The organism is Nocardia sp. CY41 (genome assembly GCF_009829325.1).
Lineage (GTDB): Bacteria > Actinomycetota > Actinomycetes > Mycobacteriales > Mycobacteriaceae > Nocardia.
The window spans coordinates 465,898-490,918 of record NZ_VUOS01000001.1; the positions used below are offsets into that span (position 1 = coordinate 465,898).

A 25,021-nucleotide genomic window follows, 5' to 3' on the forward strand; every position below is an offset into this window, starting at 1 on the left:
ATTTCCTTTCATTCCTCGGTGCCGTCGAGCGGCTCCAGTTCGTCGGGCGCGAAATACAGGTAGCGGCCGTACCATTCGTGCAACTCGGCCGCCGGATCGTCGTCCAGCACGACCCCGACGTGCGCCTGCCCGTCCACGTCCTCGTGGACCGACACGACCCGCGCGCATTGCCCGTCGAAGAACAGGTCCTGGGCGTCGGCCCGGCGCGACGGATGCAACCGGACCCGGCTGCCTTTGCGCACGAGCACGCCCGCGACGGGCACCGCGTCGACATCCGGGCGGACGGCGCCGTCGGCCAGCGGGTCCCACCAATCGACGCCCTCCGGGATCTCCGGGATCAGCCCCGGACCCTCGGCATGTGGATCGCGCAGGACCCCGTGCAGCTGCCGCATGGCGTCGGGCGACATGGCTTCGCAGCGGTCGATGATCTCCGCCGCGCGAGGATCGGTGGCGCGCGCCCGCGCCTTCTCCGCGTCGGTCATCGTGAGGATCCGCAGCGTGAGGATCTCATCGATCTCGGTCGAGTCGAACAGCGCGCCTTCGCTCTGCTGCGCGATCTCCGGGTGGTCGTAGAGGATGATCGGCGAGATCAGCAGCATGCTGTAGTCGCCGGGCGGGCCCGCGAGCACCGGGAAGCAGCGGTGCCGATCGCAGCGGGCGGCCGCGGCCACCGCGTCCGGCGGCGGCTCCAGCAGCGAGACGAACTCGCCGCCGGTGATTTCCCCGATGACGTGCGCGCCGATCAGCGAGCGGGCGATGGCGTCGCGCTGGTCGGCCGCGGGCGCGCCGACATTGCGCAGGACGACGGTCAGCCGCAGGAAGCCGTCGTCCCGGTCGGCGGCGAGTTCCAGTTCGCCCGCCAAGGGCAGCCTGCTGCGCACGAAGGTGCCCCGCGCGGTAGTGGCGATCTCCTCCATGTCCGAGCCGCCCGGTATGTCCAGCGGGTGGACGAGGCGACCGGGCGCGAACGGGCCGACGGCGACCTCCCGTTCGACCGCCTCGTCCCAGGACAGCCACGACCGCTCGCCCTCGGTCAGCTCCACGACGGGCGCGCCGTCCCCGTTCACCACTTGGCGGCGCTGCAGCTGAAGGAAACGAACGGTGAGGGTGAGCTCCGGATGCTCGCCCGGCTGGATCAGGCACTGCGCCGACAGCGTCGACTCCTCGCCGAGGCCCGCGGCGGCGGCCCCGGGCGGCCCGAGCACACCGAACTGCCAGCGCGACTGGTTCTTGCGCGCGTCGGCCCGGTAGGGATAGAGCAGGTAGCCCTCGTACAGCACCGCGTCGGCCACGGCGCGGGCGCGGTCTCGGGCGGTGGTCACGACGTCTCCTCGGCGCTGGTCAGCAGCCGGGTCACCGCGTCGTCGAAGCCGGGCAGGCCGTGGCCGGACTTGTAGGCCGCCAGCGCCCGGAGGGTGTCGTTGTGCAGCCGCACCCACCCGGAATTCGGGAAGTACGCGGCCATCAGGTTCTGCCACACCGACACCGGCATCTCGAACTTGTCCTCGCGATCCCACGGGATCTGCTGGATGGCGAATCCGGTGCTGCCCCGGATGAAAACGGTCCCGCTGAACAGGAACAGCAGCGGAACGACACCGTCGCGCAACGCGTGCAGGTACTTCGACCCGGAAACCTCGAAGTCGTAGGTGCACGGCATCGGCAGATCCACTTCGGCGCCGCCGGTGAAGCTCGGAACCATGGTGGCGCAGTGCATCCAGAGAAACGAACGCTGGGTCTCGTGCCATCGCTCGCGCGGGCCGAACAGATCGACCAGCCCCACGGCTTCCTCGTCGGAATAGCCGCGTCGGAACGGTTCGATGCGCACCTGCGCGCGCAAGGCGATGGCGTGCACGGGTTCCTCCGCCAGCGCGGCTATGCCGACGCGCGCCGACAGGATCGGCGCGACGGCGTACGGCTCGGGTTTCATCTCGAGCACGGCGAACGTCGTCGAGTACACCGGGCTCATGCCGCACCACCGGATTTCGCGCGCGCCGACGCGTCGGCGAAGAACTGCTCCAGATACCGGTGCACGTCCTGGCCGCCGTCGAAACCATGCCACAGCAGCCGCATCCGGCCGACGAACTCGTAACAGGCGTCGATCGGCAGCAGCAGACAGGCCGCCTGCTCGGTCCTGCGGTCGGGCACCCGGATGAGCAGTGCTTCCACGTCCGGAGCCAGCACGTCCAACTCGGGATGCCGGTGCAGGATCGCGTTCCATTGCTCCAGCGGCAGTTCCGATTCCGTCGCACCCGCGGGTCCGGGGTAGAACGCCACCGTCCGGCCCAGCGCGGAATTGCGGAAGAAGAACGCAAGGTTCACCGGGATCTCCAGCGCGTCCCATTCCGTCCCACTGATCGTGAACTCGGGGAACGCGAGATAGCGGTCCGGCACCGCGCGATAGCGCAGCTCCGCGTTCTGGTCGACGAACAGCAGATAGCAGCCGCGGCACACGCACATCAGCTGCCTGCCCTCGACGTTCACGACATGCTGGTGCTGGTCGGCGATCGGCTCCGCGCACATCTCGCACCGTTCGCCGGGCCGCGGCGCGGGCCTGCGGTCGGCGGCGATCCGCTGCAGCGCGCGGAACGGTGTGCTCACCCGCGCACCCCCACGGGTACCGCCACCGACAGTTCACCGGAACGCACGAGCACGGGAAGCGGCTCGAGATGCCCCTCGCCGTCGACCCGGGCGCCCGCGTGCACCACGTCGTAGTGCGCCCGGCAGGTCGGGCACCGCAGCACCGCGTCACCGGCCGGGAACCCCACCCGCCGTTCCAGCGCGGCTCCGGCGAGGGAACGGTCGCAGCCGGGACAGTGGTCCCGGTAGGCGTACACGTCCTCGCCTACCCGGCAGGCCAGCACGGTCGCCCCGGCGACGGCGAAGCCGCCCACCTCGCCCGCGCGCAGCTCGGCCAGTTCGGGGACCGCGACCCAGCTACCGGACCGCGCGCCGTCCGCGCGCACGCGCGAGAACAGCGAGTCGGCGGAGATCACCCCCGCCGACTCCGTCTGCGCCGCGACGACTTCGATCGACTCGATCTCCGGCGCCGCCGCCCGGACGGCGTCCTCGACGGCCAGTTCGAGCGTCACCGACGAGGACGGGCAGCTCTTGCAACTGCCCGCCAGTTCCAAGCGGACCACCCCGTCGACGATCTCGACCAGGTGGACGTCGCCGCCGTGCGAACCGAGGTACGGGCGCACGCTGTCCAGGGCGGTCCGCACCCGGGTGTCCACATCGTGCGGGTGCAGCCCGTGCACCAGCAGCAGGCTCGCCACCAGATCGTCGCCGGCCAACCGCTCGACCGCCTCCGGGTCGAGCAGACCGACCACGCGGGTCAGGCCCGCGCCGTAGAGTTCGACCAGTTCGCGCACGAGCTGTTCGGCGCGCTCGCGGGCGAGCGCACCGCCCGCCGAACTCGCCTCCAGCAAGGTGTCGATGCGGTCACCGGCTTCCCGCCACCGGGCGTCACCGAGCGTCGCGTCGTCCTGGTCGTCCGGGCGATCCTCCACCGTCACCTCCGGTCGCTTCGCCCGACGCGGCCTCACTCGGGGGTGAGCGTCTGCGTCGGTGAGTGCAGTTGCTCCAGCGTCTTGCCCTTGCCGAGGTACATGTGCACGCCGCACGGCAGGCAGGGATCGAAACTGCGCACGGTGCGCATGACGTCGATGCCCTTGAAGTGCTCGCGGTCGTTCTCCTCGAAGATCGGCTGGCCCTGCACCGCGTCCTCGTAGGGTCCCGGCGTGCCGTAGCTGTCGCGCGGGCTGGCGTTCCACGGGGTCGGCGGATACGGGTGGTAGTTGGCGATCTTGCCGTCCCGGATCACCATGTGATGCGACAGCACGCCGCGCACCGCCTCGGTGAAGCCACAGCCGATGCTCTCCTCGGGAACCTCGAATTTCTCCCAGGTCTTGGTGTGGCCGGCCCGGATCTCCGCCATCGCCTTCTCCGCGAAATGCAGCGCGCAGGCAGCCGCGTATGCCTGGAAGTAGGTGCGCGCGCGGTTGCGCTCGAGCGTGTTACTGCCGTGCACCGGGATCTTCCATTCCAGCGTGACCGGGCCCTTCAACGCGGTCTTGGGCAGGTTGATCTGCACGCTGTTCCCGGTCGCCTTGACATAACCGATGTCGATCAGGTTGGCCAGCGCCGTCGACCACAGTCGCGCCAGCGGGCCGCCGCCGGTGTCCAAGGGTAGGTGGTCGGTGCCGTCGAACCAGCGCGGCGACATCACCCAGCTGTACTTCTCGTCCAGGTCCCGCTTCTGCGGCCGGGGATTGGTGTGCTGATTCCACGGGTGGCGCCGGTCCACCGGATTGCCCAGCGGATCGGTCTTCACGAACATCTCCTGATCGGTCCAGTCCTCGTAATACGAGCTGCCCAGCAGGATCCGCAGGCCCAGGTTGATGTCGACCAGGGAGGTGGTCAGCAGCTTGCCGTCGACCACGACGCCGGGGGTGACGAACATCTTGCGGCCCCAGTCCGCCATGTCCTTGTACTCGAAATTGCACACCTCCGGGTCCTGGAACGAACCCCAGCAACCCAGCAACGTGCGCCGCAGACCGACCTTCTCGTAGCCGGGCAGCGCCTCGTAGAAGAAGTCGAACAGGTCGTCGTGCATCGGCACGACCTTTTTCATGAACTCCACGTAGCGCATCAGCCGGGACAGGTAGTCGGTCATCAGCTGGATGGTCGCGACCGTGCCCGGTCCACCGGGATACAGCGTGGAGGGATGCACGTGCCTGCCTTCCATCAGACAGAACATCTCCCGGGTGATCCGGCTGACCTGCAACGCCTCCCGGTAGAACTCACCGGTGAACGGGTTGAGCGCCCGCATGATGTCGGCGATCGTGCGATACCCGTGGTCGCCCGCGTGCGGCGCCTCGGTGTTCTCCGCCCTGGCCAGCACGCCCGGGTTGGTCTCGGAGACCATCTTCTCGCAGTAGTCCACGCCGACCAGGTTCTCCTGGAAGATGTTGTGGTCGAACATGTACTCGGCGGCCTCGCCCAGGTTGACGACCCACTCGCCGAGGTGCGGCGGGCGCACGCCGTAGGCCATGTTCTGGCAGTAGCACGAACAGGTGGCGTGGTTGTCGCCGCAGATGCCGCAGATGCGGCTGGTGATGAAGTGCGCGTCGCGCGGGTCCTTGCCCTTCATGAAGATCGAGTAGCCGCGGAAGATGGAGGAAGTGCTGTGGCACTCGACCACTTCCCGATTCTCGAAGTCGATCTTGGTGTAGATGCCGAGACTGCCGACGATGCGGGTGATCGGGTCCCACGCCATCTCGACGAGGTGATTCGGCTCGATCGTTTTGTGCGACGGCTCCGGGATGATCTGAGTCATCGGAGATCCTCCTACCAGGTGCGGGTCGCGCCGGTTTCCAGCTTCCGGCCCCGGTGCCGCCAGTGCGGCTCCTTGTCGACCGTGCGTCCGGTGATGTGACGGAGACTGCGGATCACCGATCCGTAGAGCCCCGAGGCGCTGGACGAGAGCTTCCCGCCGGGTGGTTCGTCCATGAACGGCATGAACTTGTCCGGGAAGCCCGGCATGGTGCAGCCGATGCAGATGCCGCCGACGTTCGGGCAGCCGCCCAAGCCGTTGATCCAGCCGCGCTTGGGCACGTTGCACTTGACCACCGGTCCCCAGCAGCCGAGCTTCACAATGCATTTCGGCGAGCCGTACTCGGTGGCGAACTCACCCTGCTCGTAATAGCCCGCGCGGTCGCAGCCCTCGTGCACCGTCGCCCCGAACAGCCACTTGGGCCGCAGCGCGTCGTCCAGTGGGATCATCGGCGCCTGCCCGGTCGCCATGTAGAGCAGATAGGTGAGCGTCTCCGACATGTTGTCCGGCTGGATCGGGCAACCCGGCACGCAGACGATCGGAATGCCCGCTTTGCTCTTCCAGTCCCAGCCGAGATAGTCCGGCACGCCCATCGCACCGGTCGGGTTGCCGGCCATCGCGTGGATGCCGCCGTAGGTCGCGCAGGTGCCCGCCGCGATGATGGCCGTGGCCTTCGGCGCGAGACGGTCCAGCCATTCGCTGGTCGTCATGGGCTGGCCGGTGGCGGGATTGTTGCCGAACCCGCACCAGTAGCCCTCTTCCTTGAGTTGCTCGTTCGGGATCGAGCCCTCGACCACCAGAACGAACGGTTCGAGTTCCCCGCGGTCGGCCTTGAAGAACCACTCCAGGAAATCGTCGGCGCCGCCGTTGGGACCACACTCGAAGTCGATGAGCGGCCAATGCACGGCGATCTTGGGCAGACCGGGGAGGGCGCCGAGAGCGATCTCTTCCACGCTCGGCTGCGTAGCCGCCGTCAAGGCGACCGAGTCACCGTCACAGCTGAGTCCCGCGTTGATCCAGAGCACGTGAATCAGCGTTTCTTCGGCTCGTACTGCTTCCTGAGTGGGCATTCTGGCCACCTTCCGCAGCGGACCACCGGGGGCCGAATCTCGCCTTTCTCGAAGAAGGGGTCACCCGTAGATGTGATCCTGATCACTTCACCCTAAGCGCGTCCGGCGGCATCCTCAAGAGCCGCCGGACCGGCCGTGCGGCGCTGCTCGGCCAACCAGTCGTACCAGGTGGACAGGCCCACGCCGCTGGTCACGGACAAGGGGATGACCTCGAGGCCGGGGTGTATCGAATGGATGTATTCCCGGCATCGGTTCAAGTCGAAATCGACATACGGCAGCAGGTCGGTCTTGTTCACCAGCACCAATCCCGCCGCCTGGAACATGTGCGGATATTTCAGCGGTTTGTCGGTCCCTTCGGTCACCGAGATGACGACCACCTTCTGCCGCTCCCCCAGATCGAACAGCGCGGGGCAGACCAGGTTGCCGACGTTCTCGACGAACAGCAGCGTGCCCGGCGCGGGATCGAGCGTCGTCAGCGCGCGATACATCATCTCGGCGTCCAGGTGACATCCCGCGCCGGTGTTGACCTGCACCACCCCGCACCCAGTCGCCTGGATCCGTTCGGCATCGAGCAAGGTCTCCTGGTCCCCTTCGATCACCGCGATCGGGGCCTGGCCGGACTCCCAGATGGTACGTTCCAGCAGCGTGGTCTTACCCGCGCCAGGGGAGCTGGTCATGTTGAGCGCCACGATGCCGCGTTCGGCCAGCCAGGCCCGGTTGCGCTGCGCCAGTTCGTCGTTCTTGGCGAGAACCTTGATCTCCAGGCTGACCGTCTCGGTGACGGGCACCGGGACACGCTCGGGGCCGTGCTCATGGGGACGGTGGTGCTCGTGGTCCGCATGGGCGTGGTCGTGCCCGTCGGCGTGCCGGTGATCGTGCGGGACGCGAATCAGCGCGGTGACGTCGTCGCCGCACCCGCAGGTTGCGCACATGCCTCACTCACCTCCATGGATCGGATACGCAGCTCGCGCCCGGAGCGGATCTCGGCATCGGCGCTGCCGCAGGGACACAGCAGGATCGGGTCCGGCAGCCGGAACTCGGCGCCACAGGTCCGGCAAGCGGCGACTCCGGGGATCTCCACCAGAACCAGTTCGGCGCCCTCGGCGACGGTCGCCTCGGCCGCCACCTCGAAACAGAACCGCATGGCATCCGGCACGACGGCGCACAGCGCGCCGACCTCGACGGTGACGGAGTGGACCTGCCGGCCCGCCGCGTGCTCACAGACAGCGTCGATGACGCTGCGCGTGATGGCCATCTCGTGCATCCCGACCTCGATTCCTCGAGTGGACAACCTCGAGGCTACTCCTGGGCAAATCTCCGGGAGGCGAAACGTCGATGCTTCTTCGGCACGTCAGGGTGTCGGCGAAACCGCGGCCGGGATCTCCCTCCGGATCCCCGCCGCCCGGCAGCGAACACCTCGTGCGCTTACCCGTGCACCGATCCGTCACACCCGCGTCGTCGGCGACGGGTGGGAGGCTCAGTCGTGGTCGACCGCGGTGCGGACCGCGCCGCTGTTCGCATCGATCGTCACGTCGTGCTCCACACCCGCGGGCGTGACGACCTCGACTTCCCATACCGGGACGCCGCGCTCGGTGTCGAATTCGGCGGACCGGACGCGCCCGCCCGGCACGGCTTCGAGCGCCTTGTCGATGGCCTGCTGCCTGCTGACGCCGGTGTCGGCGACCAACGACCAGTCCCCCGCGGACGAGCGGAAGGCGACGGTGTGGTCGTCCGGACCACCGGTGGCGACAGCGGCCAGAACGACGCTCAGGCCGACGACGGCAGCCGCGACGGCCGTGCCGACGAGGAGCCAGCGGAGCCCGGCGTAGGCACGGCGGAATACGGTTGTCATGCGAAACCTCCTGCGGGAGTGCTGCTTCGGAATGCGTTCACCTTGTCGCACGGAGCTGAAGGTCCGCTGAAGCGACCTGAAGACGGTTTCAGGATCGGTCTGCCACTCTTGGTGGATGCGTCTGCTGATCGTCGAGGATGAGAAACGTTTGGCTCTCACACTGGCAAAAGGCTTGTCCGCCGAGGGTTTTGCCGTGGATGTGGTGCACGACGGCGCCGAAGGCCTGCATCTAGCGACCACCACCGACTACGACTTGATCATCCTCGACATCATGCTGCCCGGCATGAACGGCTACCGGGTCTGCGCCGCGCTGCGCGCCGGGGGTCACGAGACGCCGGTGCTCATGCTGACGGCGAAAGACGGCGAGTACGACGAAGCCGAGGGCCTCGACACCGGGGCGGACGACTACCTCAGCAAGCCGTTCTCCTACCTGGTGCTCCTGGCCCGCATTCGGGCCCTGTTGCGCCGCCGGACCCGCGGCGGCGCACGGGTGCTGCGCGTCGGCGACCTCATCGTGGACCCAGGCACCCGGACCTGCCGCCGCGGCGCGGACGAGGTGACGTTGACCGCCAAGGAATTCGCCGTGCTCGAGCACCTGGCCGTGCGAGCCGGAGAAGTGGTGTCCAAGGCCGACATCCTGCACCACGTCTGGGACTTCGCCTACGACGGCGATCCGAACATCGTCGAGGTCTACATCAGCACCCTGCGCCGCAAGATCGACGCGCCGTTCGGGCGCCGTTCGATCACCACCGTCCGCGGCGCGGGCTACCGACTGGCAGCAGACCGTGCCTGAGCGAAACAGACATGCCTGGTGGCGTTCGGTTCGCACGCACACCACGGTGGCGGCGACGGCTGTGGTGGCGGTGGCGCTGACGGCGGCGGGGCTGACGGTGCTGGCGGTGCTGCGGCACAACTTGGTCCACAGCGCGGAACTGCAGGCGGAAACCACCGCGCACGACGTGGCGGCCCAGCTCGTGGCGGGCGCGGATCCCGCCCGCTTGCGACTTCCCGACGCCGAAAACGAACCGGTGCAGATAGTTTCGCTCGACCGCCGGGTTCTCGCGGCCGACGACGACCTCGCGGGGAAACCGCCGATGGCCGACTTCGGACCGTATTCGAAGGGCGCCGCGGACGAGGAAGAAGACAAGGAAGATGAAGACGAAGACGACGAGGACGACGAGGACGCGGAGGACGAGAGCTCCTCGCCGTCCACGGATCCATCCTCGGCCGAACCCGAATTCGGCGACGTATGGCTGACGGTCGACGCCGAGGACGGACCCCACCCGTTCCGCGTCGCCGCCCTCGCGGTGCGAACTCCCGGCGGGCAGCCTGCCACCGTCTACGCGGGTTCCTCACTGGAGACCGCCCACAGCGCGGTGGCGGACGCGCGGCAGGCGATGCTGATCGGCCTGCCGCCGCTGCTCACGGTGGTGGCCCTGGTGACCTGGCTGGTCACCCGGCGCGCCCTGCGCCCGGTGGAGGCGATCCGCAGGCAGCTCGCCGAGATCGTGGACGGCGATCTCTCCCGGCGCGTGCCGGAACCGGGCTCGCGTGACGAGATCGGCAGGTTGGCGAGCACCACCAACGCCACGCTCGCCGCGCTGGAGGAATCCACCGAACGCCAGCGCCGGTTCATCGCCGACGCCGCCCACGAGTTGCGCAGCCCCATCGCGAGCCTGCGCACCCAACTCGAGGTGGCCCAAGCACATCCCGAACTGCTGGAACTGGACGGGCTGATCGGTGACACCATCCGGCTGGAACATCTCGCGGCCGACCTGCTGCTGCTGGCCCGGCTCGACGCGGGCGAACAACCGCGCGCCGATCGGGTGGACTTGACCGTCCTGGTCCGCGAGGAGTTGGAGCATCGCGTCCGCGACCGGGTCGCGGTGCAGATCGTGACGCCGGAGCAGGCCGTAGCGGTGACCGGAAGCCGTACCCAGCTGGCTCGCGTGCTAGGCAACCTCGTCGACAATGCCCAGCGGCATGCCGCGAGCACCGTCCGCGTCGCCGTGGACCGCGACGCCGACGGGCGGGTGGTGCTGTCGGTCACCGACGACGGCCCGGGTGTGCCGCCCGCCGAGCGCGACCGCATCTTCCAGCGCTTCGTTCGCCTGGACGACGCGCGCAGCCGCGACGAGGGTGGCGCGGGTCTCGGCCTGGCCATCGTCCGCGACGTCGTCGAACGCCACGGGGGAACCATTCACGTCACCGACGCGGCACCCGGCGCCCGCTTCGTGGTCACGCTGCCCGCGGCCGGTGAGTGAACCCGGGCACGCTACGAGTTTCGATGCCATGCCACGACTCGTGAGGCCGCCGCTCAACCGGCAAGTGCGCTGCGCAGACTGTTCAGGACGACCCGACGCGCGGCGCGACCTTCCGGCGTGGGGGTCAGCGGATAGACATGCGGCAGGCCGGGGCCCTCGTGATAATCCACCGCGACCCCGGCGCCGCGAGCCGCCTCCACCAGCAGGCGGGTGTCCGGGTACAGGATGTCGTCGGTGCCGCAGAAAACCGTCAACGGACCCAGCCCGCGCGGGTCGCCGGCAAGCGGGCTGACCCGCGGGTCGGCGATGCCGAGATCGCCCCGCCAGTGCTCGATGAACACCCGGGATCCCGCGACGCCCAGCCACGGGTCCCGCGGCTGCACCACAGCGATCTCGGGGTTGGTCAGCGAGAGGTCGAGAGCGGGCGCGATCAGCACGGTGCCCGGCAGTCGCACCGCGGACTGGTCGCGCAGCACCAGCGCGGTCGACAGAGCGATCTGCCCACCGGCGGAATCCCCCGCCAGGCAGACGTTTCCGTACGTTTCCCGGTTGGCGAGCACCAGATCCGCGAAGCCGCGCACGACCGGCCCGGCCGTCCCGAACGGCACCAGCGGATAGATCGGCACCGTCACGGCCGCACCGGTGTCGGCGGCGACGGCCGCGCACAGCGCCCAGTGCTGCGGAGCGATCTCGTGCACCCAGCCGCCGCCGTGCGCGTAGACGACGTTGCCCCGCGGCGGCCGCCCGCTCGGAGTGAGCGTATAGACCGGCCAACCGCCGCGCCGGCATCTACGAACACACGATTGGCGCGCGTCGCCTTCAGATATCCGCGCACGACCTTATCGGCCAGACTCGGCATCGCATCTCCTCCGCTCCGGGCCATGGACGGACGACGAGTCCGCCGACACCTCGGGAGGCGATTGTGCCGCAGACGACGCTCGGGCCGGCGGCCGACGTCGGCCCGAGCCGGAGACGCCGTGCGCTCAGGACAGTTTCAGGCTGCGCCCGATGATTTCCTTCATGATCTCGGTGGTGCCGCCGTAGATGGTCTGGATACGAGCGTCCATGTAGGCCTTGGCGATCGGGTATTCCTTCATGTAGCCGTATCCGCCGTGCAGCTGCAGGCAGCGGTTGATCAGGTCGAGCTGCTCCTCGGTGCTCCACCACTTGGCCATCGCCGCGTCCTCGGCGGTCAGCTTGCCCTCGTTGAGCAGTTCGATGAACTTGTCCACCATCAGGCGCACCGCGGTGGTCTTGGTGGCCAGTTCGGCGAGCACGAAGCGGGTGTTCTGCAGCGCGCCGATCGGCTTACCGAACGCCTTGCGGTCGCGGACGTACTGCACGGTCATGTCCAGGCAGGACTCCATCGCCGCAGCCGCCATGACGGCGATCGACAGGCGTTCCTGCGGCAGGTTCTGCATGAGGTGGATGAAGCCCATCCCCTCGGTGCCGAGCAGGTTCTTGCCGGGCACGCGGACGTCGGTGAAGCTCAGTTCGGCGGTGTCCTGAGCCTTGAGGCCGAGCTTGTCCAGGTTGCGGCCGCGCGCGAAACCGGGCATGCCGCGCTCGACCACGAACAGGCTGAAGCCCATCGCGCCCTTCTCCGGATCGGTCTGAGCCACCACGATCACGATGTCGGAGTTGATGCCGTTGGTGATGAAGGTCTTGGCGCCGTTGAGGATCCAGTCGTCCCCGTCGCGCACCGCGCGGGTCTTGATGCCCTGCAGGTCCGAACCGGTGCCCGGCTCGGTCATCGCGATCGCGGTGATGATCTCACCGGCGCAGAAGCCGGGCAACCAGCGCTGCTTCTGCTCGTCGTTGGCCAGCTCGAGCAAGTAAGGCGCGATCACATCGTTGTGCAGCGAGAAGCCGAGGCCGGAGTACTGACCGCGCACGCACTCCTCGGAGACGATGGCGTTGTAGCGGAAATCCTTCACCCCGCCGCCGCCGTACTGCTCCGGCATGGCCATGCCGAGGAAGCCCTGCTTGCCCGCCTCGAGCCACACCTCCCGGTCGACGATGCCCTGCTCCTCCCACTTCGCGTGATTCGGCGCGACGTGCTGATCGAGAAACTTGCGGAACGACTCCCGGAACAGTTCGTGCTCGGGTTCGAACAGTGTGCGTTCCACGCCAACCTCCTAGTGACCACACCGGCCGGTCCACACCGACCAGTCGTTGCCCCATACCGTACCCGGAAGGAGAATCCCTGTTCACTTCTGGGGCCAGAACCGTGGTCTCACCAGGAGCGGCGAACCGGGTCGAGATCAGCGGACGAGATTCCCGGCAAACGGCCGAAGGCTCCGGACGGCTGGGAGCGAGCACCCGCAGACGTGACGCCGAAGGCCGCCGATTCGCGTGCGCCCATCGACAACCGCCGAAGCCGAGCCGGGCGAAGCGCCGACAGCCGCGTCGGCACCGTTCACCGATCACAACCGTTCCGCGGCGATCACCCGTCGGCACGTCGGTACCAGCGCCAACTCGGCCGCGTCGTCGCCGTCACCGTCATCGGCGGGCGCGAATGGGCGGTAGGTGGCGGCGACCGCGCGGGCCGCGCTGTCGGCGTCGGTGTAAGTGATGCCGGTCAGCGGCCCCGTGGTGATCCGCATTGCGGCGGTGGCAGAGTGATACGCGGCGTCGGCCCGCGAGGTTCGATCCGTCGACCGGGCCGGTGGTGATCGAAGTAAGTGCGAGCAGTCCGGCCTAGCGGGGCCCAACGATCCCGGTCGTGCGCGAGTGTGCGGCCTCGGTGTATGTAACAGTCGGCCGACATCCGCCGGTACATCCGAACTCATGCCGCGAAAAGAATGCGGCCGTCGACCCGTTCCGACGACTCGGCTTGCCGAAACCGCGCAGATCCCGGCTCACGGCGGTGACGTGTGCGGCCGGGAAGTTCTTCGGCGGAGGACGCTGATCGAGCGAGGCAACGGTCGAGCCATGAACTGGCCGACGGCTGATCGGCACTACGTGACGAGCCGTGCTCGCAGCACCGCGCCGACGTTCATCGATCGAGCCCTCACGACGACCGCCGGAGCTGTCAGCGCGTCAGCCAGCCGCGCAAGCGGCCCACCAGAGTGCGGCCTTCGTCGCGCGCGCGTTCGGCGAAAAGGAAGTTCATCTCCTCCTCGAGGGCTTTGCGTACAACGTCGCGGAACTCCGTGGCGGCGGCGTGCATATCGCCGGCGTTGCGCCAGGGCGCCGGATCGATGGGCGCGCCCGCGGAGAAGTAGAAGCGCTCCGGGCGGGGGATCACCGTGGGGCCGACGCCGCGGATGAGCGGCGGCGTGAGGTCACGGCTGAGCCCGAGCGCTTCCACGGTCCAGCGCAACGGGCGCAGCAGCGGATGGTCGCCGTCCACCACGATGTCGTAGGCGTCGTCGACGCCGATCATCGCGACCGGGACGATGGGCGCACCCGCCTCGATGGCCATGCGCGCGAAACCGCTGCGGCCCTCCCATTTCAGCTGGTACTTCTCGTTCTTGCGGCGGACCGCCTCCCGGCCGCCGCCGGGGAACACCATCACGGCCTCGCCGCGCCGCAGCAGGGCCAGGCAGTTGGACCGGGTGCCGCGCACCGCGCCGTAGTGGTGCAGCAAGTGCCGGACACCGGGCACGTTGATCAGCACGTTTTCGGCGAGCCCACGGATCAGGCGGCCCCGGCGGCGCAGCACCTCCGGCAGCAGCATCGGCGCGTCGATGCCGCCCAGCAGGTTGTGGTTACCGACCAGCAGCACCGGGCCGTCGGCCGGGATGTTCTCCAGGCCGTAGAAACGCGGACTGGTCCACGCCCGCAGCGGGGCGAGCAGGGTGTCGATCACCCGCAGATCGGTGTCGGTCAGCGAAACCGACAGCGGCGCTCCGTCGGTGAGCGCCGGGTCGGCGCTGTTCGCGGCGCCGGAGCGCCGGGTGCGGGAATCGGAGCGGGCGTCCGACATGAACCCTCCTGATGTCGATTCGATGACGATAGCGCAACGAAATCGACTGCGTCGCATCGGATGTGCGCGTCCCGTCACGACACGCCCGACCCGGTCGAACGACCAGCTCATTCACCGTCCCCGGCAAGCCCGGCGCGAACGCACGGTCCCCAGGCGCTGAGCGGGGGCGTCGGCGCGTCGCTCCGATGCCCGCCCACACCACGCGGAACCCCGGGCGACGAAGAGTTCGGCGATCCCACGACGTAGGAGGACCGTCCTCACCCTGGTCGACGCCTCCGGGCACCGCATCGCACGTTCCGGGCGCGGGCTCCCTCGACTCGGCGACCGAGGCTGCCACGCCACAACCAGCGCGCAGTCTCGACGCGGAGCCGACGCCGCCAGGCATCCGGGTCATCTTTCGTCAGCCCTGGCTGCAAAGCGCCGCCGCCGTTCCGCGCGAACGTCTGCCGGCGGGGTCGATTGCGGCGCGCATGCTGCGCTCGGAACCGGCGCGCGCGAATACGCGGCAGAAGTCACGGCTCAGGAAACGGGGGCTCGCCTACTCCTGCGTCCCGGTCGTGCCCGCATGCGCGTACTCCGACAGAGCGGCAGCGAGGGCATGCGGGACGCGTGCGCGAACGCGAGTTCCGCCCTCCTCGTGGTCCGAACCGAGGATGCGCCCGTCGGCGTGGATGCGGGCGAGCAGGTCGCCGCGCGTGTACGGCAGCAGCACGCTGATCTCCACGTCCAAGCCGCCGAGCATTTCGGCGAGCCGCTCGCGCAGCGCGTCGATGCCCTGGCCGCTGTGCGCGGAGACGAACGACGCGTCCGGCAGCAGCGCACGCAGGTTCGTCAGCTCGGTCGGACCCATCGCGTCGGTCTTGTTCACCACCAGCAGTTCCGGCGGGGCGGGCGTGCCGGACTCTTTGATCACATCCGTGATGACCTCGCGGACCGCCTTGATCTGCTCGGCGGGCAGCGCGTCGGAGCCGTCCACCACGTGCAGCAGCAGATCGGCGCCGGTCACCTCCTCCAAGGTGGAGCGGAACGCCTCGACCAGCTGGGTCGGCAGATGCCGCACGAAGCCGACGGTGTCGGTGAAGACGACCTCGCGCCCGTCGTCCAGCTCGGCCCGGCGGGTGGTCGGATCGAGGGTGGCGAACAGCGCGTCCTGCACCAGTACGCCGGAGCCCGTGAGCTCGTTCATCAGGCTCGACTTGCCCGCGTTGGTGTAACCGACGATCGCCACGGACGGGATGCCGCTGGACGTACGGCGCGCCCGCATGGTGTCGCGCGCCGTCTTCATCTCCCGGATCTCCCGGCGCAGCTTGGCCATGCGCTCGCGGATGCGGCGACGATCGGTTTCGATCTTCGTCTCACCGGGACCGCGCAGACCCACACCGCCGTTGCTGCCCGCGCGACCACCGGCCTGCCGGGACATCGACTCACCCCAGCCGCGCAGCCGGGGCAGCATGTACTCCATCTGGGCCAGCGAAACCTGCGCCTTGCCCTCCCTGGAGGTGGCGTGCTGGGCGAAGATGTCCAGGATCAGCGCGGTCCGGTCGACCACCTTGACCTTGACCACCTTCTCCAGAGCGGTCAGCTGTGCCGGAGTCAGCTCGCCGTCGCAGATGACGGTGTCGGCGCCGGTTTCCAGCACCACCGAGCGCAGCTCGTCGGCCTTGCCCGAGCCGATATAGGTGGCCGGATCCGGCCGGTCACGGCGCTGGATCAGCGCTTCCAGCACCTCGGATCCCGCGGTCTCGGCGAGCGCCGCCAGTTCGGCCATGCTCGCCTCGGCTTGCGCGGCGGTTCCCGTGGTCCAGACACCGACCAGCACGACGCGCTCCAGGCGCAGCTGCCGGTACTCGACCTCGGTGATGTCGGCGAGTTCGGTGGACAGACCCGCGACCCGTCGTAGCGAGCTGCGGTCCTCCAACTGGAGCTCGCCCACCGTCGGATCGGCCGACCAGCCCGATCGGTCCATCCTGGCTTTGTGCTCGGCGACGACGTCGCCGGTCACGGCGTCCGCGCCGGTCGCGTTGTCGTCGCCGGTTACGGCATCGTCCGCCGCGGCGGCGTCGTCAGGCGCGTCCGCGGGGGTGAATTCATACGTCTCTGATTTCCTCATACACCATCCATGCTGCCACGACATCACCGCAGCACGCACCCGGTTATCGGTGCGCGGCGCCGCTCACCGTCCGTTCCACCACGATCCGGCGAGGCGGCCCGTGGCGACCAGCACCGACGGTCCGCGCAGCCACGCCGTGCCACGCTCGAGGCCGACGGTCAGTTCGCCCCCGGGCACGCGGACCGTCACCCGGCCGGTGTCCTCGGCGATCCGGAAGCCGTCGGCGGCCAGCGCCGCGGCGGCCGCGGCGACGGTTCCCGTTCCGCAGGAACGGGTCTCGCCCACGCCGCGCTCGTAGACCCGCATGTCGACCGACCTCTCGGCGTCCAGCGCGGTGACGATCTCGACGTTCACGCCGTGCGGGAACAGATCCGGGTCGAAGCCGGGCGGCACCGTCAGATCGAGCTTGCCGAGCGCGTCCGCGGACATCCCCGGATCGACGCAGGCCAGATGGGGATTGCCGACATCGATGCCGATTCCGGGCAGCGCCCAGCCCGCTATGGTCGCGGTGGAGGCGCCGAGTTCGCGCACCCGCCCCATGCCCACGGTGACGTCCCCGGTGACCGAGTTCCCGGCGTGCACCGTCACCGGGCGCGCCCCCGCGCGGCTGCCGACGACGAAGCTGTCGCGGGTCTCCAGTCCCGTCGCGGTCAGGTAGTGGGCGAACACGCGCACGCCGTTGCCGCACATCTCGGCGATCGAACCATCGGCGTTGCGATAGTCCATGAACCAGTCGTCGGCGCCGACCTCCTCCGGAATCTCCGCGAGCACGCCGGCGGCCAGCAGCGCGCCGGCGCGCGCCACTCGCAGCACACCGTCCGCGCCGAGTCCGCGGCGGCGATCGCACAGCGCACCGACCTGCGCGGCCGTCAGCGCCAGGTCGGCCTGTGGGTCGGGCAGCACGACGAAGTCGTTCTGGGTGCCGTGGCCCTTGGTGAACTCGATGTCCGGCACGAGTGATGTCTCCCTATCTCGTCGTCATCTGGCAAACGTCCGGCGCTGCCGGGAAATTTCGTAGAGCGCCACCGCCGCGGCCGAGGGCGCCCCCAGCGAACTGGCCGTGCCGCCCATCGGGATGTGCACCAGGTCGTCGCAGGCCGCCTGCCAGGCGGAACTCATCCCGCTGGTCTCGTTGCCGACGACGAGAACGGTCGCTTCGGTGAAGTCGTAGTCGTAGGCGGCGTGCCTGCCGTGCTCGTCGGTCCCCACGATGCGGGTCGGGATACCGCGGCGCACCTGCCGGTTGCGGAACTCCAGCACCTGCGCGGGTCCGGCGGCGCGGAACACCGGCACGGCGAACAGCGAACCGGTCGAGGCGCGCACGGCCAGCGGGTCGTACTGATCGGCGCCGTGCCCGGTGACGACGACCCCGCTGGCGCCGAACGCGTCCGCCGAGCGGATCAGGGTGCCCAGGTTGCCCGGCGAATTCGGCCGGTCGAACACCACGACCACCGGCGCGTCCTCCCCAGGCTCACCCGGCTCGAAGGTTTCCAGCTCGGGCTGCCGCGACTCCGCGACCGCCACCAGTTCCGGGATTCCCCCCGACTTCTCGCCGAGTTCGGCCATCAGCTCGGGCACCAAGCCGACCTGCGGCACGCCGCTGGTGTCCAGCACTTCGCGCGCCCAGCTCGACAGCTCAGGGCCGCCGAGCCGGTACAGCAGCGTCTCCAACGGCCAGTCGTTGGCCATCGCCTGCGTGATAGGACGGACCCCTTGCACCAGGAAGCGGCCGTCGCGATGACGCTTGGTGCGGTTGTTGAGGTAGGCCTGCCACACCTGGACGGAGGCGTTGCGCGTGCTCACACGTCGGGTCACTGCGGGGTCCGTTCTTTCTCGTCGAGCAGGGCCAGCGCCGTCGCGGCCGGATGCGCGGCGGCGCCGTCCACCCACCGCACCCGAGGATCGCGGCGGAACCAGGAGCGTTGCCTGCGCACGTAGCGCCGGGTGCCGATCAGGGTGCGTTCCTGAGCGTGGTTCAGGTCGTATTCGTTGTCCAGATAGGCCAGGACTTGTGCGTAGCCGATAGCGCGGCGGGCCGTCACGCCGTCGCGCAGGCCCCGCTCGATGAGGCCGCGCACCTCCTCCACCAGCCCGCCCTCGAACATCGCGGCGGTGCGCCGTTCGATGCGCGCGTCCAGGGCCGCGGTCTCCCGGTCGACGCCGATGACGACGGTGTCCCAGCGCGGCTGCCCGATCGTCGGCGCGGAGGCGGCGAACGGCCGTCCGGTGAGCTCCACGACCTCGAGCGCGCGCACCATGCGGCGGCCGTCGGTGGGCAAGATGGTGGCCGCGGCCACCGGATCGGCCGCGCGCAGTGCCGCGTGCACGGCGGCGACGCCCTCCTCGGCCAACATCGCCTCCCAGCGCGCCCGGACCGCCGGGTCGGTGGCCGGGAACTCCCACTGGTCCAGCAACGCTTGGACGTACATCATCGACCCGCCCACGATGATGGGCACCCGGCCGCGCCGCATGATCGCGACGACGTCCGCGGCGGCCGCCGCTTGATAGGCGGCGACGGACGCGGTGTCGGTCACGTCGAGCACGTCGAGTTGATGGTGTGGAATGCCCCGGCGCTGCTCGAGGGGCAGCTTGGCGGTGCCGATGTCCATGCCCCGATACAGCTGCATCGCGTCGATGTTCACGATCTCGCCGCCGAGTCGTTCGGCCAGGTCGAGGGCGAGATCCGATTTGCCGGTGGCAGTCGGGCCGACCACCGCGATCGGCGTGATGGAGTCCGTCACGACGCATCGTCTCCCGCGGGCCGCCAAAGGCTCACGTGGTAGCCGACCCCGAACGGGGCGTCGCAGTAGCGCGTCTCGACCAGCGGGTCGGCGCGGAACAGCCCGGCCAGCACCTGGTAGGCGGCGCGTCCCGCGATGCCCAGCTCGCCGCACAGGCCGGGATCGAGCGCCCACAGCGCGGCGCGATCGCCCGTGGCCAAGGCATGGTCCAGGCGGTCCTGCACCGGACGGGCCCGCTCGTCCAGGTAGCCGGGCGCTTTGGTGGACAGTGTCGCCGCGCCGTCGGCGACGACGAGCACACCGCGCGGCGCGACGTCGCCGTCCAGCGCCGCACGCGTCTTCGCCCCGGACTCGCGGCAGTGCTCCGGCGTCGCGTCCGCGGGGACCACGCGCGCCTCGGCGATCGCGCCGGGGGCGACCTGTCCGCGCAGCCACCCGCCGATCAGCACGGCCAACGGCAGGTCGGCGTCCGCCCGCCCTGGTCCCGTGACCGCCGCACCGGAAAGGCCGGCCCGCACGTCCGCGCCGAATCCGCGGAACGTGCCGACGGTCTCCGGACCGAACGTCCGCTCGTCCGCGCCTACGCCGATCACCGTCCAGTGGTCCGCCGCGGCCGCGACATCGCGCACGGCGTCGAGCACGGCCGACCGCAGCACCGCGCGCGGGTCCGGATCGCCTGTTCCCGCCTCGTCCGCCACGCCGCCGCACAACTCGGGGACCAGCACGGGCGGCGACGGAACGAGGGCGGCGACGGAGAACACGTCGTAACCGTAGTCGTTGCCGGGACCACCGGTACCGCCCGGCTTCGAGTGTCTCTCCCGGAAACACCGCCGGGATTGATAGTGTTCGAGGAGCTACAACCCAGGTCATCAGGGGTTGGAAACCCCCGGGATTCCTCCTCGGGAAGGCATGGGTCGATGGTCACAAGGGCTCGGACCGGGTTCAATGGGATGAGCTAGGGCGTAACCAGGCAGCCGTGACGCGCGGCAGGGACGAGGAAAAATGACCGACAGCAACGGAACCGCGAAAGCCGGCCCCGGCAAGATGCCCCGTTCTTCCGGTGCCCCGAAACCGGGCCGCTCGATTCAACCGCCCAAGCCGCACGCGGTCAAACCCGCCCCTGGCCCGGCCCAGCAGCATCCCCATCCCGTCGTCGTGCCCACCGTCTCCGATCCGAGCCTGTGGGGCCGGGTCGACGAGGACGGTACCGCCTGGGTGAAGACCGCCGAGGGCGAACGGCAGGTCGGCTCGTGGCAGGCCGGTGACGCCGCGGAGGGCCTGGCGCACTTCGGCCGCCGGTTCGACGATCTGGCCACCGAGGTCGCCCTGCTGGAGGCGAGGCTGGCCGCGGGGGCGGACGCGCGCAAGACCAAGGCCGCCGCCACGGCGCTGGCCGAGTCGTTGCCGACCGCCGCCGTCATCGGTGACATCGAGGGCTTGGCTCGGCGCTTGCAGGCCATCGCCGAGCATTCCGAAGAGGCCGCCGCGCACGCGAAGGAAGAGAAGGAACGCGCCAGGCACGAGCACACCGAACGCAAGGAGGCGCTGGCCGCCGAGGCGGAGAAGATCGCTGCCGAGTCCACCCAGTGGAAGGCCGCGGGCGATCGGTTGCGCGAGATTCTCGACGAGTGGAAATCCATCCGGGGCGTGGACCGCAAGGTCGACGACGCGCTGTGGAAGCGCTACTCCAAGGCGCGCGAGGCGTTCAACCGCCGCCGCGGCGCGCACTTCGCCGAGCTGGACCGGGAACGGGCCGCCGCGAAAGCGCGCAAGGAAGAGCTGTGCGTGCAGGCCGAGGAGCTGTCCGGATCCACCGAGTGGGTGGCCACCGCGAGCGTCTTCCGCGATCTGCTCGCCGAGTGGAAGGCCGCGGGCCGCGCGCCGCGCGAGGCCGACGAGGCGCTGTGGCGGCGCTTCAAGAGCGCGCAGGACGTCTTTTTCGCCGCCCGCAACGCCGCCGTCTCCGAGCGCGACGCCGAGTTCGAGCAGAACGCGGCCGCCAAAGAGGAACTGCTGAGCGCCTACGCCTTCATCGATCCGTCCGCCGATCTGGAAACGGCCCGCAGCGCACTGCGCGAGCTCCAGGACAAGTGGGACGCCATCGGCAAGGTGCCACGCGAGCGCATGCAGGAACTGGAAGGGAAGCTGCGCGCGATCGAGAAGCGCGTGCGCGATGCCGTGGACGCGCAATGGCGGCGCACCGATCCGGAGGCGATGGCGCGTGCCGCGCAGTTCCGGGAGCGCGTGGCGCAGTTCGAAGAGCAGGCCGCGAAAGCGCAGGCCGCGGGCAATGCCCGGGATGCGGAGAAGGCGCTGGAGCAGGCCAAGCAGTGGCGGGAGTGGGCCGAGGCCGCCGAAGGCGCCGTCAGCAACCGGTGACGATGCGACCCCGCCCGGTCCAGGCCGGGCGGGGTCGCATCGTCCTGGTCAGGAATCGCCCATGAGGCGGCGGCGGTCGCGTTCCTCGGCGGCGGCCGCGGCGTTGCGGCGCTGCTCCTCAGCGGCCAGATGCAGTGCGGTGCGGCTCCACACCACACGGATCCAATGGAAAGTGAGCACGACGGTGACGATCGCGCCGAGGATCAGCCCGATGCCGGGGCCCGCGCCGATGTAGTTGCCGACCCCGGGCGTCTGGCGGTGCCAGATGGAGAGCACGCCGAACACGCTCGCCACGGCGCTGCCCGCGACCGCGATCCAGGCCAGCACCCAGCGGCGGGTCATCAGCGCCAGCATCGAGAACCCGATGCCGAAGACCACGAGGAACCAGACGAAGACCCGCGAGGGCAGCCCGATGTGCTCGGCCCGCGCGACGTCGGTGTTCAACAGCACGTCGAAGCCGCGCGCCGCGCCCGCGTGCGACAGGACCAGCGAGGCCAGCAGCAGGAATACCGCGCCGGCCACGACCATGGCGCGGACGCCCGGATCGATCTCGCCGGCGATCCTGCGCTCGACGGCATCCAGATCGTCGCGGAACTGTTCGAAATCGCCGGTGCTCTCGACCGAGCTCACTGAGTCCTCGTTTCGTTCGTCGCCAGCGGGGCTCGCGGGCTCGTGCCCGGGGGTCGCCGCGGACGCGCGGCGCTCGTCGTCGCCGGACGCGGCACCTTCCGCGCCGCGGGCGGCGTCGTCGTTGTCGTCCGGGCGCGTGGTCATGCGCCGCAGCCGGTGGAGCAACTCGCGGCGGCCGGTTCCGGGGCGGGCGCGCCGATACGGGGCAGCCCCAGACCGACGCCGATCGGCGCGGTCTTCGGCGTCACACCGCGTTCGTGCGCGTCACCGGCACGGGTGCGGCGATGGGTCTTGATCGCGGCATCGGCGACCAAGTGGTGCGGCGCCGCGGCCGTGATGTCGACCGTGACCAGGTCACCGGGGCGGATCGGCTCGGCGGTACCGCCCGGGCGGAAGTGCACCAGCCTGCCGTCGCGGGCGCGGCCGCTCATGCGCGCGGTCGCGGCGTTCTTCTTACCCGCGCCCTCGGCCACCAGCAGCTCCACCTCGGTGCCGATCAGCTCCCGGTTGGCGGCCAAGGAGATCTCCTCCTGCAACGCGATGAGCCGGTCGTAGCGCTCCTGGACGACGGCCTTGGGCAGCTGGTCGGGCATGCCTGCGGCGGGCGTTCCGGGCCGCTTGGAGTACTGGAAGGTGTACGCGCTGGTGAAGCGCGCCTGCCGGACCACGTCCAGGGTGTCCTGGAAGTCCTCCTCGGTCTCGCCCGGGAAGCCCACGATGATGTCGGTGGTGATCGCCGCGTGCGGCATCGCGGCGCGCACTTTGTCGATGATGCCGAGGTAGCGGGCTTTCCGGTACGAGCGGCGCATCGCCTTGAGCACCCGATCCGAACCCGACTGCAGCGGCATGTGCAGTTGCGGGCAGATGTTCGGGGTCTGGGCCATCGCCTCGATCACGTCGTCGGTGAACTCGGCCGGGTGCGGCGAGGTGAAGCGGACCCGTTCCAAGCCGTCGATGCGCCCGCACGCGCGCAACAGTTTGGCGAACGCGCCGCGGTCGCGCGGCTCGTTCGGATCGGCGAAGGACGCGCCGTAGGAGTTCACGTTCTGGCCGAGCAGCGTCACCTCGAGCACGCCTTGATCCACCAGCGCCTGCACCTCGGCGAGCACGTCGCCGGGGCGGCGGTCGACCTCCTTGCCGCGCAGGGCCGGAACGATGCAGAAGGTGCAGGTGTTGTTGCAGCCGACCGAGATGGAGACCCAGCCGGCGTAGGCGGACTCGCGCTTGGCGGGCAGCGTGGACGGGAACGCCTCCAGCGACTCCAGGATCTCCACCTGGGCTTCCCGGTTGTGGCGGGCCCGCTCCAACAGCACGGGCAGCGAGCCGATGTTGTGCGTGCCGAAGACCACGTCCACCCACGGCGCCTTGCGCACCACGACATCGCGGTCCTTCTGCGCCAGGCAGCCGCCGACGGCGATCTGCATGCCCGGATGGCCCGCCTTGATCGGCGCCAGATGTCCGAGCGTGCCGTAGAGCTTGTTGTCGGCGTTCTCGCGCACCGCGCAGGTGTTGAAGACGACGAGGTCGGCCGTCGCGCCGGGCGCGGCCTTCACGTAGCCCGCGTCCTCCAGCAAGCCCGACAAGCGTTCGGAATCGTGCACGTTCATCTGGCAGCCGAAGGTGCGGACCTCGTAACTGCGTGCTGCGCCCTCGGCGGGAACGGGGGCCAACACTGCCTGTCCGATCGAATCCACCCGTCCAGGGTACGGGGCGGCCGACGGTGGCTTTCGCGGGCATCGGCGCAGGCTCCGGGCAGTCTTCGGCCGACGGCGGAGCAACCGGGAGGTTACGCCCGAGTGTCCGATCGGCGCGGCGGGACGGTGTGTCGCGGAAAGTCGGGCAAATTTCCGATTTTTGCCTAAGGTCATGACCATGACCGACGACGACGCCGCGCCCGCCACGACCGGGGACGCCTCTGCCGGGGCCGTCAGCGCCGCCACAAGCGAACCGCCGATGATCTTGATGCGCAAAGTGGACAAGCACTTCGGCGACCTGCACGTACTCAAGGACATCAACCTCGAGGTGCCCAAAGGACAGGTCGTCATCGTGCTGGGCCCCTCGGGCTCCGGGAAGTCGACGCTGTGCCGCACGATCAACCGGCTGGAGCCGATCGACTCCGGCGACATCGCCATCGACGGCATCCCGCTGCCCGCCGAGGGCCGCGCGCTGGCCGCCCTGCGCGCCGACGTCGGCATGGTCTTCCAATCCTTCAACCTGTTCGCGCACAAGACGATCGTCGAGAACGTCATGCTCGCGCCGGTCAAGGTCCGCAAAGTCAAGAAGGACGCCGCCCGCGCCCGCGCGATGGAGCTACTCGACCGGGTGGGCATCGCCGATCAGGCCGACAAGTACCCGGCCCAGCTGTCCGGCGGCCAGCAGCAGCGCGTGGCCATCGCCAGGGCGCTGGCGATGAACCCGAAGGTGATGCTGTTCGACGAGCCGACCTCCGCGCTGGACCCGGAGATGGTCAACGAGGTGCTCGAAGTGATGGTGTCGCTGGCAAAGGACGGGATGACGATGCTGGTCGTCACCCACGAGATGGGCTTCGCGCGCCGCGCGGGGAATCGGGTGCTGTTCATGGCCGATGGCCAGGTGGTGGAGGACGCGCAGCCGGACGCCTTCTTCACCGCCCCGAAGTCCGAGCGCGCGAAGGACTTCCTGGGCAAGATCTTGAGCCACTGACCTGCCGGACACAGCGGCCAGCACACC

At 69.6% G+C, this 25,021-nt stretch carries 24 protein-coding genes; 4 read left to right on the forward strand and 20 right to left on the reverse strand.

Going from position 1 to position 25,021, the window contains the following annotated elements; translation table 11 throughout:
* Positions 1-8 precede the first annotated feature (8 nt).
* From GVY64_RS02255 to GVY64_RS02295, 9 genes are all read right to left on the reverse strand, one after another.
* Positions 9-1,322 (reverse strand): hypothetical protein, encoded by a 1,314-nt coding sequence (locus tag GVY64_RS02255; RefSeq protein ID WP_159838146.1) that lies wholly within the window; start codon positions 1,320-1,322, stop codon positions 9-11.
* On the reverse strand, positions 1,319-1,966 hold the full coding sequence (locus tag GVY64_RS02260) for a DUF6084 family protein (RefSeq protein ID WP_159838148.1): 648 nt from the start codon (positions 1,964-1,966) through the stop codon (positions 1,319-1,321). The genes GVY64_RS02255 and GVY64_RS02260 overlap by 4 nt, the downstream gene beginning before the upstream one ends.
* Positions 1,963-2,598, reverse strand: coding sequence for a DUF5947 family protein (locus GVY64_RS02265; protein ID WP_201297856.1), 636 nt, complete (start codon positions 2,596-2,598; stop codon positions 1,963-1,965). Before GVY64_RS02265 ends, GVY64_RS02260 begins: the two co-directional genes overlap by 4 nt.
* A complete protein-coding gene (locus GVY64_RS02270; protein WP_159838150.1) occupies positions 2,595-3,509 on the reverse strand; it encodes a NifU family protein in 915 nt (304 codons plus the stop codon). The genes GVY64_RS02265 and GVY64_RS02270 overlap by 4 nt, the downstream gene beginning before the upstream one ends.
* Before the next feature lie 32 nt (positions 3,510-3,541).
* On the reverse strand, positions 3,542-5,338 hold the full coding sequence (locus GVY64_RS02275; RefSeq protein ID WP_159838152.1) for a nickel-dependent hydrogenase large subunit: 1,797 nt from the start codon (positions 5,336-5,338) through the stop codon (positions 3,542-3,544).
* A gap of 11 nt (positions 5,339-5,349) precedes the next feature.
* Positions 5,350-6,405, reverse strand: coding sequence for a hydrogenase expression protein HypE (locus tag GVY64_RS02280; RefSeq protein WP_159838154.1), 1,056 nt, complete (start codon positions 6,403-6,405; stop codon positions 5,350-5,352).
* A 92-nt stretch (positions 6,406-6,497) separates the two neighbouring features.
* Entirely contained in the window at positions 6,498-7,337 is an 840-nt protein-coding gene (gene hypB / locus GVY64_RS02285) for a hydrogenase nickel incorporation protein HypB (protein ID WP_159838156.1), read from the reverse strand.
* Positions 7,295-7,669: a hydrogenase maturation nickel metallochaperone HypA gene (hypA, locus tag GVY64_RS02290; protein ID WP_159838297.1), complete on the reverse strand. Its 375-nt coding sequence runs from the start codon at positions 7,667-7,669 to the stop codon at positions 7,295-7,297. The genes hypB and hypA overlap by 43 nt, the downstream gene beginning before the upstream one ends.
* Positions 7,670-7,882: 213 nt before the next feature.
* Positions 7,883-8,257, reverse strand: a complete 375-nt coding sequence (locus tag GVY64_RS02295) for a PepSY domain-containing protein (protein WP_159838158.1) — start codon at positions 8,255-8,257, stop codon at positions 7,883-7,885.
* A gap of 115 nt (positions 8,258-8,372) precedes the next feature.
* Between GVY64_RS02295 and GVY64_RS02300 the strand changes: the two genes are divergently transcribed.
* A complete protein-coding gene (locus GVY64_RS02300; RefSeq protein ID WP_159838160.1) occupies positions 8,373-9,050 on the forward strand; it encodes a response regulator in 678 nt (225 codons plus the stop codon).
* Positions 9,051-9,096: 46 nt separating this feature from the next.
* The gene (locus GVY64_RS02305; RefSeq protein ID WP_236566543.1) at positions 9,097-10,521 is read left to right on the forward strand and encodes a sensor histidine kinase; all 1,425 of its coding nucleotides are present in this window, start codon (positions 9,097-9,099) and stop codon (positions 10,519-10,521) included.
* A 53-nt stretch (positions 10,522-10,574) separates the two neighbouring features.
* Here GVY64_RS02305 and GVY64_RS02310 read toward each other — a convergent pair whose 3' ends face one another.
* The 9 genes from GVY64_RS02310 to GVY64_RS02350 all read right to left on the reverse strand — a co-directional run bounded on the left by GVY64_RS02310 (position 10,575) and on the right by GVY64_RS02350 (position 20,064).
* Entirely contained in the window at positions 10,575-11,348 is a 774-nt protein-coding gene (locus tag GVY64_RS02310; protein ID WP_159838299.1) for an alpha/beta hydrolase, read from the reverse strand.
* A 156-nt stretch (positions 11,349-11,504) separates the two neighbouring features.
* Positions 11,505-12,650, reverse strand: a complete 1,146-nt coding sequence (locus GVY64_RS02315; RefSeq protein ID WP_159838164.1) for an acyl-CoA dehydrogenase family protein — start codon at positions 12,648-12,650, stop codon at positions 11,505-11,507.
* A 297-nt stretch (positions 12,651-12,947) separates the two neighbouring features.
* Entirely contained in the window at positions 12,948-13,127 is a 180-nt protein-coding gene (locus GVY64_RS02320) for a hypothetical protein (protein WP_159838166.1), read from the reverse strand.
* A gap of 428 nt (positions 13,128-13,555) precedes the next feature.
* Entirely contained in the window at positions 13,556-14,452 is an 897-nt protein-coding gene (locus GVY64_RS02325; RefSeq protein WP_159838168.1) for a lysophospholipid acyltransferase family protein, read from the reverse strand.
* Between the two features lie 538 nt (positions 14,453-14,990).
* Complete coding sequence (hflX, locus tag GVY64_RS02330; RefSeq protein ID WP_159838301.1) at positions 14,991-16,418, reverse strand: GTPase HflX; 1,428 nt, start codon at positions 16,416-16,418, stop codon at positions 14,991-14,993.
* A gap of 207 nt (positions 16,419-16,625) precedes the next feature.
* Positions 16,626-17,507: a diaminopimelate epimerase gene (gene dapF / locus GVY64_RS02335; RefSeq protein WP_159838303.1), complete on the reverse strand. Its 882-nt coding sequence runs from the start codon at positions 17,505-17,507 to the stop codon at positions 16,626-16,628.
* Between the two features lie 33 nt (positions 17,508-17,540).
* Entirely contained in the window at positions 17,541-18,377 is an 837-nt protein-coding gene (locus GVY64_RS02340; protein ID WP_159838170.1) for a TrmH family RNA methyltransferase, read from the reverse strand.
* Positions 18,374-19,303 (reverse strand): tRNA (adenosine(37)-N6)-dimethylallyltransferase MiaA, encoded by a 930-nt coding sequence (gene miaA, locus GVY64_RS02345; protein WP_159838172.1) that lies wholly within the window; start codon positions 19,301-19,303, stop codon positions 18,374-18,376. Before miaA ends, GVY64_RS02340 begins: the two co-directional genes overlap by 4 nt.
* Positions 19,300-20,064, reverse strand: coding sequence for a hypothetical protein (locus tag GVY64_RS02350; RefSeq protein ID WP_159838174.1), 765 nt, complete (start codon positions 20,062-20,064; stop codon positions 19,300-19,302). Before GVY64_RS02350 ends, miaA begins: the two co-directional genes overlap by 4 nt.
* A gap of 241 nt (positions 20,065-20,305) precedes the next feature.
* Between GVY64_RS02350 and GVY64_RS02355 the strand changes: the two genes are divergently transcribed.
* Positions 20,306-21,682, forward strand: a complete 1,377-nt coding sequence (locus GVY64_RS02355; RefSeq protein ID WP_159838176.1) for a DUF349 domain-containing protein — start codon at positions 20,306-20,308, stop codon at positions 21,680-21,682.
* 48 nt (positions 21,683-21,730) lie between these two features.
* Here the strand turns inward: GVY64_RS02355 and GVY64_RS02360 are convergent, their stop codons facing one another.
* Together GVY64_RS02360 and miaB are read right to left on the reverse strand one after the other, a co-directional pair.
* Positions 21,731-22,456: an Rv2732c family membrane protein gene (locus tag GVY64_RS02360; protein WP_236566544.1), complete on the reverse strand. Its 726-nt coding sequence runs from the start codon at positions 22,454-22,456 to the stop codon at positions 21,731-21,733.
* Positions 22,453-24,006: a tRNA (N6-isopentenyl adenosine(37)-C2)-methylthiotransferase MiaB gene (gene miaB, locus GVY64_RS02365; RefSeq protein ID WP_159838178.1), complete on the reverse strand. Its 1,554-nt coding sequence runs from the start codon at positions 24,004-24,006 to the stop codon at positions 22,453-22,455. Before miaB ends, GVY64_RS02360 begins: the two co-directional genes overlap by 4 nt.
* Positions 24,007-24,265: 259 nt before the next feature.
* On the opposite strand from miaB, the gene GVY64_RS02370 reads away from it, so the two are divergent.
* A complete protein-coding gene (locus GVY64_RS02370) occupies positions 24,266-24,994 on the forward strand; it encodes an amino acid ABC transporter ATP-binding protein (protein WP_159838307.1) in 729 nt (242 codons plus the stop codon).
* Positions 24,995-25,021 lie beyond the last annotated feature (27 nt).

Bases quoted from the DNA above. Each gene is read 5' to 3' on its own strand.
- GVY64_RS02260 (WP_159838148.1), bottom strand. From the start codon at position 1,966: ATGAGCCCGGTGTACTCGACGACGTTCGCCGTGCTCGAGATGAAACCC.
- GVY64_RS02275 (WP_159838152.1), bottom strand. From the start codon at position 5,338: ATGACTCAGATCATCCCGGAGCCGTCGCACAAAACGATCGAGCCGAAT.
- GVY64_RS02280 (WP_159838154.1), bottom strand. From the start codon at position 6,405: ATGCCCACTCAGGAAGCAGTACGAGCCGAAGAAACGCTGATTCACGTG.
- hypB (WP_159838156.1), bottom strand. From the start codon at position 7,337: ATGTGCGCAACCTGCGGGTGCGGCGACGACGTCACCGCGCTGATTCGC.
- hypA (WP_159838297.1), bottom strand. From the start codon at position 7,669: ATGCACGAGATGGCCATCACGCGCAGCGTCATCGACGCTGTCTGTGAG.
- GVY64_RS02295 (WP_159838158.1), bottom strand. From the start codon at position 8,257: ATGACAACCGTATTCCGCCGTGCCTACGCCGGGCTCCGCTGGCTCCTC.
- GVY64_RS02300 (WP_159838160.1), top strand. From the start codon at position 8,373: ATGCGTCTGCTGATCGTCGAGGATGAGAAACGTTTGGCTCTCACACTG.
- GVY64_RS02320 (WP_159838166.1), bottom strand. From the start codon at position 13,127: ATGCGGATCACCACGGGGCCGCTGACCGGCATCACTTACACCGACGCC.
- GVY64_RS02325 (WP_159838168.1), bottom strand. From the start codon at position 14,452: ATGTCGGACGCCCGCTCCGATTCCCGCACCCGGCGCTCCGGCGCCGCG.
- hflX (WP_159838301.1), bottom strand. From the start codon at position 16,418: ATGGACCGATCGGGCTGGTCGGCCGATCCGACGGTGGGCGAGCTCCAG.
- GVY64_RS02355 (WP_159838176.1), top strand. From the start codon at position 20,306: ATGACCGACAGCAACGGAACCGCGAAAGCCGGCCCCGGCAAGATGCCC.
- GVY64_RS02360 (WP_236566544.1), bottom strand. From the start codon at position 22,456: ATGACCACGCGCCCGGACGACAACGACGACGCCGCCCGCGGCGCGGAA.
- GVY64_RS02370 (WP_159838307.1), top strand. From the start codon at position 24,266: ATGATCTTGATGCGCAAAGTGGACAAGCACTTCGGCGACCTGCACGTA.